At 66.6% G+C, this 14,825-nt stretch carries 16 protein-coding genes; 4 read left to right on the top strand and 12 right to left on the bottom strand.

The annotated features are described in order from the left end of the window. Positions 1–111 precede the first annotated feature (111 nt). From E5P2_RS25495 to E5P2_RS25485, 3 genes are read left to right on the top strand one after another with little or no spacing between them, the layout of a single operon-like run. Complete coding sequence (locus E5P2_RS25495) at positions 112–1,503, top strand: acyclic terpene utilization AtuA family protein (protein WP_162569880.1); 1,392 nt, start codon at positions 112–114, stop codon at positions 1,501–1,503. Then, entirely contained in the window at positions 1,496–1,828 is a 333-nt protein-coding gene (locus E5P2_RS25490) for a DUF4387 domain-containing protein (protein WP_080696291.1), read from the top strand. The genes E5P2_RS25495 and E5P2_RS25490 overlap by 8 nt, the downstream gene beginning before the upstream one ends. Continuing rightward, positions 1,825–2,826, top strand: a complete 1,002-nt coding sequence (locus tag E5P2_RS25485) for a Bug family tripartite tricarboxylate transporter substrate binding protein (RefSeq protein ID WP_162569879.1) — start codon at positions 1,825–1,827, stop codon at positions 2,824–2,826. The genes E5P2_RS25490 and E5P2_RS25485 overlap by 4 nt, the downstream gene beginning before the upstream one ends. Positions 2,827–2,832: 6 nt before the next feature. On the opposite strand, the gene E5P2_RS25480 is transcribed toward E5P2_RS25485, so the two are convergent. From E5P2_RS25480 to E5P2_RS25465, 4 genes are read right to left on the bottom strand one after another with little or no spacing between them, the layout of a single operon-like run. After that, positions 2,833–3,141 carry a GNAT family N-acetyltransferase gene (locus tag E5P2_RS25480; protein ID WP_162569878.1) on the bottom strand — a complete coding sequence of 103 codons (309 nt, stop codon included), beginning with the start codon at positions 3,139–3,141 and terminating at the stop codon, positions 2,833–2,835. Positions 3,142–3,162: 21 nt separating this feature from the next. Continuing rightward, a complete protein-coding gene (locus tag E5P2_RS25475) occupies positions 3,163–3,648 on the bottom strand; it encodes a nuclear transport factor 2 family protein (protein ID WP_443083532.1) in 486 nt (161 codons plus the stop codon). 10 nt (positions 3,649–3,658) lie between these two features. Next, entirely contained in the window at positions 3,659–4,156 is a 498-nt protein-coding gene (locus E5P2_RS25470; protein ID WP_036088355.1) for a CinA family protein, read from the bottom strand. A 5-nt stretch (positions 4,157–4,161) separates the two neighbouring features. Continuing rightward, positions 4,162–4,695, bottom strand: coding sequence for a phosphatidylglycerophosphatase A family protein (locus E5P2_RS25465; RefSeq protein ID WP_080696298.1), 534 nt, complete (start codon positions 4,693–4,695; stop codon positions 4,162–4,164). Between the two features lie 208 nt (positions 4,696–4,903). On the opposite strand from E5P2_RS25465, the gene E5P2_RS25460 reads away from it, so the two are divergent. Further along, on the top strand, positions 4,904–5,827 hold the full coding sequence (locus E5P2_RS25460) for a LysR family transcriptional regulator (RefSeq protein WP_162569876.1): 924 nt from the start codon (positions 4,904–4,906) through the stop codon (positions 5,825–5,827). Positions 5,828–5,850: 23 nt separating this feature from the next. Here E5P2_RS25460 and E5P2_RS25455 read toward each other — a convergent pair whose 3' ends face one another. The 8 genes from E5P2_RS25455 to E5P2_RS25420 all read right to left on the bottom strand — a co-directional run bounded on the left by E5P2_RS25455 (position 5,851) and on the right by E5P2_RS25420 (position 14,814). Beyond that, complete coding sequence (locus tag E5P2_RS25455) at positions 5,851–6,813, bottom strand: Bug family tripartite tricarboxylate transporter substrate binding protein (protein ID WP_162569875.1); 963 nt, start codon at positions 6,811–6,813, stop codon at positions 5,851–5,853. 42 nt (positions 6,814–6,855) lie between these two features. Next, the gene (locus tag E5P2_RS25450) at positions 6,856–7,326 is read right to left on the bottom strand and encodes a Zn-ribbon domain-containing OB-fold protein (RefSeq protein WP_162569874.1); all 471 of its coding nucleotides are present in this window, start codon (positions 7,324–7,326) and stop codon (positions 6,856–6,858) included. Next, complete coding sequence (locus E5P2_RS25445) at positions 7,323–8,534, bottom strand: thiolase family protein (RefSeq protein ID WP_162569873.1); 1,212 nt, start codon at positions 8,532–8,534, stop codon at positions 7,323–7,325. The genes E5P2_RS25450 and E5P2_RS25445 overlap by 4 nt, the downstream gene beginning before the upstream one ends. Next, positions 8,531–9,634, bottom strand: a complete 1,104-nt coding sequence (locus E5P2_RS25440; RefSeq protein ID WP_162569872.1) for a thiolase family protein — start codon at positions 9,632–9,634, stop codon at positions 8,531–8,533. The genes E5P2_RS25445 and E5P2_RS25440 overlap by 4 nt, the downstream gene beginning before the upstream one ends. A gap of 51 nt (positions 9,635–9,685) precedes the next feature. Continuing rightward, positions 9,686–11,068, bottom strand: coding sequence for a phenylacetate--CoA ligase family protein (locus E5P2_RS25435; protein ID WP_162569871.1), 1,383 nt, complete (start codon positions 11,066–11,068; stop codon positions 9,686–9,688). Continuing rightward, the gene (locus E5P2_RS25430; protein ID WP_162569870.1) at positions 11,069–12,172 is read right to left on the bottom strand and encodes a mandelate racemase/muconate lactonizing enzyme family protein; all 1,104 of its coding nucleotides are present in this window, start codon (positions 12,170–12,172) and stop codon (positions 11,069–11,071) included. A 91-nt stretch (positions 12,173–12,263) separates the two neighbouring features. Beyond that, on the bottom strand, positions 12,264–13,865 hold the full coding sequence (locus E5P2_RS25425) for an AMP-binding protein (RefSeq protein ID WP_162569869.1): 1,602 nt from the start codon (positions 13,863–13,865) through the stop codon (positions 12,264–12,266). 130 nt (positions 13,866–13,995) lie between these two features. Continuing rightward, positions 13,996–14,814, bottom strand: a complete 819-nt coding sequence (locus E5P2_RS25420) for a class I SAM-dependent methyltransferase (protein ID WP_162569868.1) — start codon at positions 14,812–14,814, stop codon at positions 13,996–13,998. Positions 14,815–14,825 lie beyond the last annotated feature (11 nt).

Raw genomic sequence — 14,825 nt, 5'->3', positions numbered from 1 at the left:
GGCGATCTTGAGTGTAAACACTTATGCCAGAGTGTAGACAATCCAGTTGATTGTCTACAACAATTCCGACGCCGAACATCGGTGCCGCGTCAGACCTTCTCTTTCCTTCCCATGCCACAACGCCTCCACTCCACCACCAACGTGCTGGTCCCCATCGGCGCGCTCGGCCTCGGCCTGTCGGAGGCCGACGTGGCCACCGGCGTGGCCGCCGGCGCGCACGCCATCGCCTGCGATGCCGGCTCCACCGACAGCGGGCCGGCCTATCTCGCCACCGGCCGGCCCAAGTATTCGCGAGCCGCGGTCAAGGCCGATCTGCTGATCCTGATGAAAGCCCAGGCCCGGGCGAAGATCCCATTGCTCATCGGCTCCTGCGGCACCTCCGGCTGCGATGTGGCGCTGGACTGGATGCGCGACATCGCGCTGGAGATCGCGCGCGAGAACGGATTGAAGCCGCGCATCGCACTGCTCTATGCCGAACAGGATCCGGCGCTGCTCACGGCCCGTGCCGCGCAGGGCCGCATCGAGCCGCTCGCACCGATGAGTTCGGTCGACGCGGCGCTGTTCGGCGAATGCGATCACATCGTGGCCCTGATGGGGCCCGAGCCCTACATCGCGGCGCTCGAGGCCGGTGCCGACATCGTGCTCGGCGGCCGCACCACCGACACGGCCGTGCTGGCCGCCGTGCCGCTGATGCGCGGCGCCGGCGCCGGCCCCGCCTGGCATGCGGGCAAGACCGCCGAATGCGGCGGCCTGTGCACCACGCATGCACGCGAAGGCGGCGTGATGATCCGCGTCGGCAAGAACGGCTTCGAGGTGGAGCCGCTGAGCGCCATTGCGCGCTGCACGCCGCGCACGGTCTCCAGCCACATGCTGTACGAGAACAGCGATCCCTTCCTGCTGCACGAGCCCGGCGGCGTGCTCGACGTCACGGGGGCGCGCTACGAGCCGGTCGACGATCGAACGGTGCAGGTCACGGGTTCGGTCTTCCTGCCGAAGCCCTACACGATGAAGCTCGAAGGCGCCGGCGGCGGCGGCTACCAGACGCTGATGCTGGTCGGCATCCAGGACCCCGGGGTGCTGGCGGAGATCGACCGCTTCGTGTCGCAGATGCACGAGGTGCTGGTGGAGCGCGTGCGCAACAGCATGGGCTCGGAGGCCGGCGTGTTCGACATCTCGCTCAGGCCCTACGGATGGAATGCCGTGAGCGGCATGCCGGTCGATCCGGCGGCCGCGCCTGCGCGCGAGATCGGCCTCATGTTCGTCGCCACCGCGGCCACGCAGGAACTGGCGACGCAGATCGCCAAGACCTGCAACCCGTGGTTCTTCCACCTGCCGCTGAATCCGGAGACGCCGATGCCCAGCTATGCCTTCCCCTTCTCGCCGGCGGAGGTCGAGCGCGGGCAGGTGTTCGAGTTCAAGCTCAACCATGTCGTGCACGTCGACCATCCGAGCGAACTGGTCCGCATGGAATTCGTCGGGATCAGGGAGGCCGCGCATGCCTGAGGTCCGCGAGGTCTGCCGCTACGTGCGGTCCAAGAATGCCGGTCCGTTCTGGATCACCCTCGATCTGTATTTTCATGATCGCGAGGGCTTCGACCGCTACGCGAACGCGCCGCAGCTCCAGCCCGCGGCCATCGGCGCGCTCTACGGCGTGGACCGGGCCATGGTCAAGCATTTCCCGCTGCCCGACCTGCTGATCCTGAAGATCTCCTATCCGCGCCTGCGGCCGCAAGGCGGCGCGATGGAGCGCGACATGCACGGCGGCCAGCAATACATCCGCCTGCTCGATGTCGAGCTGGCAGCGAGTCATGAAGGAGTGAAAACATGAACCACAGCCATTCGCAACGCCGCCAGTTCCTGCGCACGGCCCTCGGCCTTGCCACCGTCGGCCCGATCCTGCCGGCCACCGCATGGGCGCAGGCCGACTACCCGCGCCATCCCATTCGCATCCTGATCGGCACGCCGCCCGGCGACACCGTCGACGGCTGGACCCGGCAACTGGTGGTCGGCCTGAGCGCCAGCCTGGGCCAGCCGGTGATCGTCGAGAACAAGGCCGGCGCGCACGGCATGATCGTCGGCAACGCCGCCAAGGTGGCCGACAAGGACGGCTACACGCTGCTGGTGTCGACCGGCGGGCCGATGTCGATCAACCCTTCCGTCTACGGTTCGAAGCTGACCTACGACCCGGTGAAGGACTTCGTCCCCATCGGGCCGTTCACCAAGGGCGCGCTCTATCTCTACTGCAACAACGACGTGCCGGTGACCAACCTCAAGGAGATGGTGGCCTACGTCAAGGCAAGGCCGGGCAAGGTCTCCTACGGCTCCGGCGGCACCGGGACCACGCAGCACCTCTCGATGGAGATCCTGAAGAAGGCCACCGGGATGGAGATGGTGCATGTGCCCTACAAGGGCTCGCCGATGGTGCTGCAGGATGTCATCGGCGGACAGATCCCCTTTGCCTTCGATGCCGGCGGGTCGCTGCTGCCCCAGGTGCGCGGCGGCAAGGTCCGCGTGCTGGCCGTCTCGACGCCGACGCGCTCGAGCCTCACGCCCGAGATCCCGACGCTGGTGGAGCAAGGCGTCCCGGGCTTCGACACGCGTGTCTGGGCGGGTCTCTTCGCGCCCGTGGGAACCCCGCAGGCGATCGTCGATCGCCTCAACAAGGATCTGAATCAGGCCATCCAGGCGCCGAAGTTCGTGGAGCTGCTGCGCGTCGGCGCCGCCGAACCGTGGTCCGGCAGCAGCAAGGACATGAGCGACTTCCTGAAGGCCGACATCGAGCGCTGGCGGGTCGTGGTCCGCGAGGCCAACGTCAAGCCCGAATGAGCGCGCTCAGATCTTGAAGGCGCGCTGCACGTCCGGACGCACGAGGTCGGCGTATTCGTGGTGCTTGTGGATCCAGCCGGCGATGAACTGGCAGACCGGGATCACTTGCAAGCCCCGCGCGCGCGCGTCGTCGAGCACATGCCGCGCCAGGCTGGAAGCGACGCCCAGGCCCTCGCGCTCGGGCAGCACCTCGGTGTGGGTGAACATGATGGCTCCGTCGAGCAGGTTGTATTCGCAGTAGCCCGCCAGCACGCCGTCGATGAAGGCTTCGTAGCGGTGCTTGTCGGGATGGTTGGAGACGGTGATGTCGACCATGGAATCTCCGTTGCAGGGGTTTCAGGGATTGCGGGCGAGGTACGTGGCGAGATTGGCGGCCGCCGTGGCGCGCACCTTCTTCTTCAGCATCGGCGACCAGCCCAGCAGCAGCCCGGGCAGGCCGAGCGCCTGGCGCGACCAGCGCCAGAAATCGAAACGGTCGCGGTGCGTCGCGATCAATCCTTCGGGTGTGAAGTGCATGCGCGCATCGATCGCGTTGTCGACGATGCGGCCGGTGGCGCTGAAGCGGTAGTGCGCGTCCCAGTGGGCCTGGCCGCCGGTGGCGTCGGCCTGCACGTCGCGGTAGCTCAGCTGCCAGACGTCGGCGCCTTTGGCGCGCGTGCCTTCGCACAGCATCTTCCACATGCCGCCGATCTCGCGCCGGCCGCGCAGCGAGAAGGCCTCGTCGTCGAAGCTGGCATCCGGCGCATAGCAGGCCGCCATCGTGTCGGCATCGAGCTTGGCGAAGGCATCGTAGAAGCGGTGGATGGTGTCTTCGTTCTGCATGGGACGCATCCTAAGGTTGATGACGAATCAGCGCGACCAGCGTCTGCAGCGCATGGAACACGGTGGCCGCGCGCACGGTGGCGCGGTCGCCGTCGAAACGGCGGCGTTCGGTGCGCAACTGGCCGTCGACCGACCAGCCGAACCACACCGTGCCGACCGGCTTGTCGGCCGTGCCGCCGCTCGGGCCGGCCACACCAGTGACCGCGAGCGCGACCTGCGCCTTCGAGTGCGCGATCGCGCCCGCGGCCATGGCCCGCGCGACCGCTTCGCTGACTGCGCCGTGCGCCGCGATCAAGGCTGCGTCGACGCCGAGCAGCTCGCTCTTGGCCTCGTTCGAATAGCTGACGAAGCCACGCTCGAACCAGGCGCTGGAACCGGCCAGATCGGTGCAGGCGCCCGCGATCAGGCCGCCGGTGCAGCTCTCCGCGGTGGCGAGCATCCAGCGCCTTTGCTGCAGCAGCTCGGCCAGCCGCAGCACCAGCGCGGGCGTGTCGTGTTCTTGTTCCATCATCCTCACCATGCGCGCCAGAGCGCGATCACCAGCAGCGCGCAGAACGCCGCCACGAAATCGTCGAAGAGGATGCCGAAGCCCGCGGCGGTCCAGCGCATCGTTTCGGATGTCGCATCGCGCTGCTTGAAGAGCTGGTCGGCCCAGGCCACCGGTCCGGGCTTGGCGGCATCGAAGAAGCGGAACAGCGCGAAGGCGATGGTCTGTGCCAGCAAGCCGGCCGGCATCACCAGCCACAGCACCAGCCAGAAGGCCACCACCTCGTCCCAGACGACGGCGCCCGGGTCGGCCACGTTCATGTGGCGCGCCGTCACCGTGCAGGCCCACCAGCCGATGGGCACCGACACCAGGATCACCCAGCCGATCACCGCGCTCGAAAGCCAGCGCTGCATGACCAGGAACGCGACCCAGGCCCACAGCGTGCCCACGGTGCCCGGCGCGAAGCGCGACAGGCCGGAGCCGAAACCGAGTGCGATGAGGTGCGCGGGATGCGAGAGCAGGAAGCGCAGCGTGGGTCGGCGCAGCGAGGGGCGGGGCATGGCGCCGGAAGCGGGAGTGGAGGACATCGGACCAGAGTGTCGCGCATCCGCGTCCGGGCTTGAAGCGCAAGCTCGGACGTCGTCGAAGACGCAATGGAAATGACGAGCCCGGTCCCGATGCCTTTACCATGCATCCGATGCGCGATCCGAACCAGCGCCGTGTGGTGGTGTAGGGACGACGAGCCAGAAATTCGGGAGACCAGAGAGAGTGGAAACCGCATCCCGGGATATCCGGTATTTCATCGCCGTTGCCCAGGCGGGAAGCCTGACCGCCGCGGCGCAGACCTGCTGCGTCACCGAGGCCACGCTGTCCAAATCCGTGGCTCGCCTGGAAGAGGCGGTCGGCCTGGTCCTGTTCGAGCGCAGCAAGAACGGCATGCTGCTGACGCCCGCAGGCAAGGCCATCCATGGCGATGCCATGAAGATCATGCTCGCGCACGAAGATCTGGCGGGCAGGGCATCGAATCTTCGGCAGGGCCATGCAGGGTTGCTGCGGGTCGGCGCCACCAAGCCCATCTTCGACGATGTGCTGGTCAATTGCCTGTTCAGGATGGTGGACAGGTTTCCGGACATTCAGCTGAACTTCACGCTGGACATCGGCGCCGAGCTGATCGCGCTGCTGCAGCAAGGGCATCTGGACATCGTGTTTTCTCCGCTCTACAGCGTGTCCGGCGCGGAGGTGGACATCGTGCCGATCGGCAGCGACGAGCTGTCCATCGTGGCCCGCAAGCATCACCCGATCTTCAACCTGACGCCGACGCCGAAGGACCTGCTGCGCTACGGATGGATTCTTCCGCGCCAGAATGCCCGCGCCACGATGTGGCTGAACGAGCGCTTCATCTCATGCGGCCTGGCACCGCCGCGGCCCAGCATCGAAATCGACTATGTCGGGAATTCGATCCATCGGCTGGTCGAGACCACCGACTTGCTGCTGCTGCGCGTCGGCGCGCGCAACTATCCGGGCAAGGACCAGCTGCTTTTCAGCGTGCATCTGCCGGAGTTCGAATTCGAGCGTCCCGCCTATGCGATCGTGCGTGCCGGCTCCTATTGGAGTCCGGGGCGTCAATTCATGCTCGACACGGTGTTGTCCCACTTCTCGCGGTCAAGCTGCGCGCCGGCGGCCGGGCCTTAGATTCCGGCCGAGGTGGTTGCCGGTCAGTCCTGATCCACCTTGATGTGTGCGGCCGCGATGACGTCCTTCGATTTCTTGATGTCCGTGGCCACCAGACTCGAAAAATCACCGGGCGAGAGCGGATCGACGAAAAAGCCCTGCGCCTGAAGCGAGGACTTCACCTCGTCCTGCGCGAGGATCCGGTTGAAGTCGTTGTTGAGCCTCGCCACGATGCTGGCCGGCGTGTTGGAGGGCGCAAAGATGCCGTAGTAGATATCCAGGTCGAAGCCCGGATAGCCGGACTCGGCCACCGTCGGCACGTCCGGAAGCGCCGCATTGCGCGCGCCGGATGTCACCGCCAGCGCCCTGAGCTTGCCCGACTTGATCAAGGTGGTGGCTGCCGTGACGGAGGCGCCGGCCATGTCGAGCTGGCCGCCCATCAGGTCGACCATCGCCTGCGGGCCGCCCTTGTAGGGAATGTGGTGCAGCTTGACGCCGGTGGCCTGCTGCAGCATCTCGAATCCCATGTGCACCGAGCCGCCGATGCCGGACGAGCCGTAGTTGATCGCACCAGGACGAGATTTCGCATCGTCCAGGAACTCGCGAATGTTCTTCCATCGCGCGTTCTCGTTGACCAGCAGCACGATCGGCACCCGGCCCACCAGAGCGACCGGGATCACGTCCTTGACCGGGTTGTAGGTGACCTTGGTCAGCAGCGGCGCCAGCGTGATGTTGTCCGATTGGCCGACGACCAGGTCATAGCCCTTGCCCGGCGCGCGGGCAGCCTCCGCCATGCCGAGCGCGGTGCCGGCGCCCGGCCGGTTGTCGACGATCAGGGTCCACGAATTCAGGGTCTGCAGCCTGGAGGCCATGAGCCGCCCGACGAAGTCGGTGCCGCCGCCCGGTGTCGAGGGCACGATCATCCGGATCGGGTGCTCCGGATAACCCTGGGCCGCCGCCAGGCAGCTCGCGAGCATGAGGCCTATCGATATCAGCCATCTGGACATGGTTGTCTCCTTCTTTTATGGGAATAGCGCGCCTGCGCCCGGTCACGAATCCTGACCGATGCACTTGAACGAAAAATCGGTGATCCTTCCCTGCCGGTGCTCGGCGAACACGACGGCGACACGCTTTCCGGGCGCGAGCGCCTTCATCGCAACATCGCAGTCGGACAGGTCCAGCCCATCCACGAAGTTGGCGATGGCCGAGTCGACGCCATCCAGGCGGACGAACGCGATGGCCACCGGCGTCTTTCGCTTGCCCTCGAAGCCGCGCACCACGATCGTTGCCGCTTCGATCGTTCCCTCCAGGCCGGCCTCGGTCCAGCCGTCGCATGGCTGAAACGAGCGCTCGCAATAGCTGCGCGGCGGCAGGTAGGTCAAGCCGGACTTCGAGCAGTAGCTCGCGAGGATCTTTCCCTGCTTCAGTCCTTCCATGAAGGTTCCGGCGACCTCGCCCAACGCGTAGTCGTAGCGCAGCTCGATGTGGTCCGTGACGACGAGCGATGTTTCCTCATTCATGGCTTGTGACCTCCGTGATCGAATGGCTCGTTGCCGAAGATCGTGCAGTTGTAGAACTGCCCGATACCGCCCACCGAGCTTGAAAGCGTGTTCTTGACATTGCGCACCTGCATCTCGCCGGCCTTGTTCATGATCTGGTTGGCGGCATCGATGCCCCGCACCAGGCCTGCGATCGCGATCGGATTGGTGCACAGCGTTCCGCCCGAGGGATTCACCGGCAGTTCTCCGCCTTCGACATCCCAGTGGCCCTCCCGCTCCAGCTTCAACGCCGTCCCCGGGCTGCAGAAACCGAGTCGTTCCAGCTGAACCGCGGCGGTGATGCTGTAGGGGTCATACAGCTCGACGGCCTGGATCTCGTCGATGGGCGATCGAATGCCCGCCTGCGCGTAGCAATTCCGGGAGGCCGTGGCGACCACGTCGAAGTCGAAGAAATCCGAATCGGCCGTCGGCGTCATCCGGTCGCCGAACCAGTGCGTCGTCGTGCGGCTCGCGACGCCATTGATGAATGCGGGGCGGGACTGGAAGCGCCGCGCCATGTCGAGGTTGCCGACCACCATCGCTGCGCTGCCGGACGACCTGGGACAGACTTCGTAGAGCTTGAGCGGGTAGGAAATCATCGGCGAGGCCATGACTTCCTCGACCGTGACCTGCGTCTTTAGATGGGCGAAGGGATTGCGCGACGCGTTGCGGCGCGCTCGCACGACCACCCGTGCCAGGTCCTCCTGGGTGTGGCCGTAGCGGTGCAGATACCGTTGCGCCCACAGCGCGGCGGAGGTATTCGTGGACAGCGGAATGTCCCGCTCGTAGAAGACGTCGAAAATCAGGTTGAGCACCTTCTGCGCATCCGGCGTTTCCGCGATCCGCTCCGCGCCCACGATCAGCACGGAACGGAACAGGCCCGCGCGAACCAGGTTGTAGGCCGCCTGGATCGCCGAGCCGCCGGTGGCGCCGCCCGTGTGGACGCGAAAGCTCGGCTTGCCCTGCGCGAAGATGGAATCCACCGCCCACTTGTTCGCATCCGCGACCCCCATGAAGAAGGTGGGTGCCAGTGCGAACACCACGGCGTCGATGTCGTCCGGTGTCATGCCGGCATCGGCGAGCGCGCCGACCGCGGCGAGCTGGGCCTGTTCGACGAAGGTATGTGCGAGGTGCTGCTTCCTGAACTCGGTCTGGAAAGTGCCGAGCACGGCGACGGTCGATTTCGTCATTGCATCGCCTCCACGCTCTGGAAGACCATCACCGTGTTGCCCTGCTGCGCGAAGCCGTGGCATCCATGGGCCGCGGCCCGTCGCACGTTCGGCCGCTGCACCGGACCCGCGCGGCCGCATACCTGGAGGACTGCCTCGGCCGCGTTGACGAGGCCGGTGCAGAACAGCGGATTCTGGGCGTACACGCCGCCCGACGGGCACAGTGCTTCTTCTTTGTCGATGCCGAGCGCCCGCACCAGCGCGGCTTCGTGAAAGCCGGTCTGGCATTCCAGTTCGACGACATCCAGATCATCGAAGGACTTCAGGCCGGCCGCCTTCAGCGCCATGTCGGCCGCCTTGCGCGCCGAATCCATCCGGCGCAGCCGCGCGGCGCCCATCTGATAGGCATCCGTGGCCCAGCCGATGCCCATCAGTTCTGCCAGCGGCTGGATGCCGCGGGCCCGCACGTAATCGGCCGATGCCAGCACGAGCGACACAGCGCCATCGGTGAGCGGTGCCCGGTGCAGCCTGCGCAGCGGCGTGGATTCGTAGGGCGAAGCCTGGATGTGCTCGAGGCTCGGCACCTGGTGCCGCATGCCGCGCGGATTGCGCGCGCCGCGCAGGTAGCCGTTGTGAACGCGCGCGGCGACCTCGTTCGCATCGATGGCGAACTCCTCGCTGAGGCACTGGGCCAGCACCGCGTCGGTCACCAGGCGGTCGATGCCGAGCGGCCGGTAGAAGAACGGATCGGCGCCGAAGCGCGAGATCGCGTCGACGTCCGTCTTCGAACTCTTGCACCAGCTCGACACCAGGCCCAGTTCGGATTCGCCGGACAGGAATCGCGCATAGGCCATGCACATGGCACTCGCGCCCGAGTCGGCGATCTTGATCTCGTCGGTCTCGTAGCCTCCGGCCGCGGCACTCATCAGCATGCTGGAGATCGGTCGCCCGTCCAGTTCATCGGAGGACGCCAGCGTGACGCTGTCGAGTTGCCGCCGCGTCACCCCGGCATCGGCGAGTGCCGCCTTCGCCGTGTAGTAGGCGATCTCCTCCAGGCGCAGATGCGCCAGTCTTGCTGCGGGCGGGTGGGTCGCGAGGCCGAGAACGAAAACGTTGCTCAAGGGTTTGTCCTTCGGGAACGATCGATGAATGTGCGTGCCGGGCCGCGCGTCTCAGTCCTGCGCGAGCACTTCGATGATCTTGGTCTTGTGGTGGGTCCGCGCCAGACTCCCGGGCGCCACCAGGCGGATGTCGGGGCGCACCTTCACCTTGTCGTGCAGCAGCGCCTCGAGTTCGGTCTTGAGCGCCGGCAACTGATCTTCCGATACGCCTTCGCCATGTTCGACCACCAACCTGAGCGGCGGCGTGACCTTGTGTCCGGGCTGGTCGAGCTGGATGCGGATCTGCCCGGTGGTGCGCGGCGTCAGGCTGGCGACGACGGTACGGATCGCTGCCGGATAGACGTTGACGCCCTTGACGATCAGCATGTCGTCCGCGCGTCCCAGGATCTTGAAGCTGATGCCACGCCAGCCGCAGCAGCTGCAGGGTTGGGTCGATATCGAGATCACGTCCCCCAGTGCATAGCGCATCAAGGGCGTGGCCTCGATGCCGAGCTCGGTGTAGAGCATCTCGCCGATGGCGCCGTCCTGCACCGGGATCGGCTTCCTGGTGTCCGGGTCGCGCAGTTCCAGCACGCAGTAGTCTTCGGAGGTGAAGTGCATCCAGGCATCGGGAGCGCCGCAGCTGATTCCATGGAAGGTGTGAATCACGCCCGTGTAGTCGTGCAGTCGCGCGCCGTACGCGCCTTCGATCCTGGCCCGGACCGTCGGCAGGCCGGCACCGGGTTCGCCGCCGCACATCAGCAGCTCCAGGCCCAGGTCCTTGATCGGACGCCCGAGAACCTCCATGCAGTTCTCCGCCAGGTATTCCGCGTAGGAAGGTGTGCAGACCATGGCGCGCGGCTTGACCAGCCTGGCGAATTCCAGCAGGCGCCGGCTGCCGACCTCGGCGCCGATCGGCACTACGCAGGCGCCGTAATTCATCAGCGTCTGCAGCAGCGGTTGGCCGCCGACCATCATGCTCAAGGAGAAGCCGTGCAGCACACGGTCGCCGGGACGCAGTCCGATGCGCCGGAGCTTGCGCGCCATGAGCCTGCTGTAGAGCGTCAGGTCGCGCGCGGTCACCGTGTAGAAGGTCGGCAGCCCCGTCGTGCCCGAGGTGCCCGACAACATGACCAGGGCTTCGAGCGGCTTGCAGACCAGCATGCCGAAAGGATGCCCGAAACGCGCCAGCGATTCCTCTTGCGCGGCGCGGTGGTCATGCTTGTCCATCGACGGCACGCGCGCATGGTCTTCCCAGGATTTCAGGTCCTCGGGGCGCATGCCTGCGGCTTCCATCGATCGCCGGTAGTAGGGCGAATTCCGGAAGTTGTAGGCCACCTGGCGCCGAAGCCGGGTCCACTGCAGCTCGCGCAGTTGTTCGCGCGACAGCTGTTCGATGTCGGAAAAGGCGTCTTCCTGCAGTTCGACGTGTTCCATCTTGGGATCCAGGCTCATTCAGTTGAATCTGTACTTTTGAATCTTGGTCATGTCGAGCGACAAGCCGAAGCCGGGTCCGTCCGGAAGATCGATCTGTCCGCCCCGCGACCTGAGGGTCTTCTCGACGATGTCATCGGAGACATTGAGCGCGCCTACGCATTCGAGCCCGTCGACGATGTTGCGGGTGACCGCGGCAACGGACACTTCGGCCGCCGTGTTGATGGCCAGGCCGAATCCGTGTCCGATCACGCATCGGATGCCGGCCGCTTCGCAGATCGCAAGGACCTGGCGGGTGCGCACGATTCCGCCTTGCTTCATGACCTTGACCTTGACCAGGTCCGCCGCGTCCGCCTTGAGGATGTCGATGATGCTGCGCCCATCGCGCACCGACTCGTCCGCCATCACCGGCACGCCGCCGCCCTCCTTCCTGACGCGGGCCATGCCTTCCAGATCGTCCTCATGGACGGGCTGTTCGAGAAGCTCGATGGACAGGGGCGCGATCCGGCGCGAAAGGGCGATCGCATCATCCGTGGAATAGGCGGAATTGGCATCGACCCGCAAGCCGAAGTCGCTGCCGACGGTCTCGCGCACCGCCTTGATTCTTTCGACGTCCGCCTCGACGCCGCTTCCGGCCTTGATCTTGAGCGAGCGGAAATTTCTTTCCTTCCATCCGGCGGCCTGGGCGGCGGCCTCCTGGGGAGAAACCATGCCAATCCATCCGTTCAGGCGAAACGCCGGCCTGAGCGCACCGCCCAGATACCGATGCACCGGCATGTTCGATGCGCGCGCGGCGAGGTCGATGCACGCCATCTCGATCGCGGCCTGGGCATCGAGAAAGCCGCCGATCTTCGAATCCAGGCGGTCGATCAGCGCGTTGAGGTCGCGCGGGTCATGCCCCATGACGAGCGGCCCGATCCGGGCCGTCAATGCTTCGATGGTCTCGTCGACGGAATGCGCGGAGTAGCCGGGAAAGGGGTCGACGTTTCCGAGCCCGACCGTGCCGTCGTCGGTGCGGATGCGCACGATGGCGCTTCTCTGCACGGCATGGCGCGTATAGGAAACCGTCCTCGGCTCGAACAGCGGTATCGCGACGCCGAAGACTTCGATTCGCTCGATCTTCATGCGACCCAGTCTAGGAGGCGGGTCACCGGATCGATTGATATTTACGACAGGGTGCTTTAACTAAATTGAATAGATTCGATGAGATATCCGGCTAGCGGCCGCCGCGAAGCGCGGCAATCTCCTGGTTGCGCAGGATGAAGCGCTGAACCTTGCCGCTCGGCGTCTTGGGCAGCGCCTCGACGAAGGCGATCTCGCGCGGATAGGCATGCGCCGACAGGCGGTGGCGCACGTGCTGCTTGAGCGCCTCGGCCAGCGCCTCGTTGGGCTCGTGGCCGGGATGCAGCACGACGAAGGCCTTGACGATCTCGGTGCGCTCGGGATCCGGCTTGCCCACCACCGCGGCTTCGATCACCGCAGGATGCTCGATCAGCGCGCTCTCGACGTCGAAGGGCCCGATGCGATAGCCGGACGAGGTGATCACATCGTCCGCGCGGCCGACGAAGCTGATGCTGCCGTCCTCGTTCAGCTCGGCGGTGTCGCCGGTCACGTAGTGGCGTTCACTCAGCGACGGCGTCGGCGCGTTCGCATAGCCCCTGAACCAGAGCAGCGGCGAGCGCTTGACATCGAGCGCGAGGTTGCCCGGCACGCCGGCCTTCAGTTCGTTGCCTGCGTCGTCGATCACCACGACGCGATGGCCCGGCACCGCGAAGCCCGCCGCGCCGAGGTGCACCGGATGCGCGAGCGCATGGTGGTTGCACAGCACCATGCCCAGCTCGGTCTGGCCGTAGTGGTCGTGGATCACGACATCGAGGTGTTCGCCGAACCAGCGGATGACTTCCGGGTTGAGCGGCTCGCCCGCGCTGCTGACGGCGCGCAACTGCCCCTTGAGCGGGCTCAGCGCCTCGGGCCCGGCCGCGATCAGGAGACGGAAGGCCGTGGGCGAACCCGCGAGGTTCGTCACGCCATATTTGCGCGCCACCCGCACCAGGCTCTCGACGCTGAAGCCGCCGTCGTAGAACAGCGTCGCATGGCCCATCGCCAGCGGACCCGTCACTGCGTAGTAGAGGCCATAGGCCCAGCCCGGATCGGCGATGTTCCAGAAGCTGTCTTCCGGCCGCAGGTCGATGGCGTCGCGCATGTAGCCGACGAAGGCGGCGATGGCGCGCAGCGGCACCGTGAGCGATTTCGCCGCGCCGGTGGTGCCCGAGGTGAACATCGTCAGGAAGGCCTCGTCGGCGCTGCGCAGGACCGGCGCGAAGACGGCTGTCTGGGCATCGAGCGCGGGCCAGAACGCGAGGTCGTGCGGGCGCTGCGCCGCGCCTTGCGCATCGGTCACCGCCACCGGCGGCAGCACGTCGATCTCGTCGAGCTTGGACCGGTTCGCCGAATCGGTCACGATCAGCTTCGCGCCCGAGGTCGTCACGCGGTGCTCGATGGCCTTCGATCCGAAGGCGGTGAAGAGCGGCTGGTACACGGCGCCCGCGCGCCAGGTGCCGAGGATGGTGATCAGCAGTTCGGGCCGGCGCGGCAGCAGCCCGGCCACGGTGTCGCCGGGCTTCACGCCGTGTGCCTGCAGGAAATTGGCGAAGCGCGCGGACAGCGCCTGCAGCTGGTCGAAGGTGTAGCTTTCGCTGCGGCCGTCCTGGCTTTCCCATTGCAGGGCCAGCCGGTTCGCGCCGACGTGGCGGTCGCAGCATTCGATGCAGGCGTTCAGTCCCTCGGCCAGGCGACCGGAGAGATCGGCATAAGCCATTTGCGCATCGAAACCTGCACAGGCCTCGGCGTGGGATCTTCGGGCCGGCTGGGAATTGGACGGGTTCACTGAACGCTCCTTTGCGCAGAGGGGTCTGCCATCGTAGCGAGCCTTCGGCCGCCCGGCACGCTCAGCGTCGGACCATGACGATGTGCGCCTGGATCTTTGCGTCGACCTCGCCGACGCCGAAGCGGCCGGCGATCGCGGTGGCACAAACCGATGTCGCCTCGGCCAGGTCTGCGCCCGCGCGGGCCTCGATCTCGCTGCGCAACAGCGTTCCCTGGCAGTAGGCGACGGCCGGCACCCTCGCCGATGGCGCGCGGCTGCGCGCCGCGATCGTCTCGATGTGCGGCGCCATGGCGAATCCCGCGTTCGCGAGGTCGCGTGCCACCAGCGCCGTATCGGCATAGCCGTGCGGCGTGCGCGCCATGAAACGCGGGGGGTCTGCAGGGAACAGGCCGGCGAGCGCCGTCGTGACGGTGTCGGCGAGCTCGTTGTGTTCGATGCGGTCCCAGACGTTGAACAGCAGCACGCCGCCCGGCCGCAGGACGCGCCGCGATTCGGCGAAGGCGTGGGCCTTGTCGGGGAAGAACATCGCGCCGAACTGGCAGACGACGAGGTCGAAACATGCGTCGTCGAAAGGCAGGCGCATCGCGTCCGCCTGTTGCCAGCGTACCGGCCGCGAAGTGCCGGTTGCCATGGCGCGGTCCAGCATCGGCGGGTTCAGGTCGGTCGCTGTCAGGTCGGCCTGCGCGGGCAATGCGCCGGCCAGCGCGCGCGTGAGTGCACCGGTGCCGGCGGCGGTCTCGAGCACGCGCGCGGGTTCGAGCGCCGCCGCGCGCGCCGCGAGATCGGCGGCGTAGGGCGCGAAGATCAGCGGCACGAGATGGGTGTCGTAGAGCTCGGGGATCGAGCCGGTGAAGAGCGTGTCGGCAGCGGGTTTGTCCATGGGTCTTCTCC

The sequence above is a fragment of the Variovorax sp. SRS16 genome (assembly GCF_901827165.1).
Lineage (GTDB): Bacteria > Pseudomonadota > Gammaproteobacteria > Burkholderiales > Burkholderiaceae_C > Variovorax.
Note: the sequence above shows the minus strand (reverse complement) of the source record. Positions and strands in the feature narration are given on the sequence as shown.

Bases quoted from the DNA above. Each gene is read 5' to 3' on its own strand.
- E5P2_RS25450 (WP_162569874.1), bottom strand. From the start codon at position 7,326: ATGAATGAGGAAACATCGCTCGTCGTCACGGACCACATCGAGCTGCGC.
- E5P2_RS25445 (WP_162569873.1), bottom strand. From the start codon at position 8,534: ATGACGAAATCGACCGTCGCCGTGCTCGGCACTTTCCAGACCGAGTTC.
- E5P2_RS25475 (WP_443083532.1), bottom strand. From the start codon at position 3,648: ATGCAGAACGAAGACACCATCCACCGCTTCTACGATGCCTTCGCCAAG.
- E5P2_RS25480 (WP_162569878.1), bottom strand. From the start codon at position 3,141: ATGGTCGACATCACCGTCTCCAACCATCCCGACAAGCACCGCTACGAA.
- E5P2_RS25430 (WP_162569870.1), bottom strand. From the start codon at position 12,172: ATGAAGATCGAGCGAATCGAAGTCTTCGGCGTCGCGATACCGCTGTTC.
- E5P2_RS25470 (WP_036088355.1), bottom strand. From the start codon at position 4,156: ATGGAACAAGAACACGACACGCCCGCGCTGGTGCTGCGGCTGGCCGAG.
- E5P2_RS25425 (WP_162569869.1), bottom strand. From the start codon at position 13,865: ATGGCTTATGCCGATCTCTCCGGTCGCCTGGCCGAGGGACTGAACGCC.
- E5P2_RS25420 (WP_162569868.1), bottom strand. From the start codon at position 14,814: ATGGACAAACCCGCTGCCGACACGCTCTTCACCGGCTCGATCCCCGAG.
- E5P2_RS25490 (WP_080696291.1), top strand. From the start codon at position 1,496: ATGCCTGAGGTCCGCGAGGTCTGCCGCTACGTGCGGTCCAAGAATGCC.
- E5P2_RS25435 (WP_162569871.1), bottom strand. From the start codon at position 11,068: ATGAGCCTGGATCCCAAGATGGAACACGTCGAACTGCAGGAAGACGCC.
- E5P2_RS25495 (WP_162569880.1), top strand. From the start codon at position 112: ATGCCACAACGCCTCCACTCCACCACCAACGTGCTGGTCCCCATCGGC.
- E5P2_RS25465 (WP_080696298.1), bottom strand. From the start codon at position 4,695: ATGCCCCGCCCCTCGCTGCGCCGACCCACGCTGCGCTTCCTGCTCTCG.
- E5P2_RS25485 (WP_162569879.1), top strand. From the start codon at position 1,825: ATGAACCACAGCCATTCGCAACGCCGCCAGTTCCTGCGCACGGCCCTC.
- E5P2_RS25455 (WP_162569875.1), bottom strand. From the start codon at position 6,813: ATGTCCAGATGGCTGATATCGATAGGCCTCATGCTCGCGAGCTGCCTG.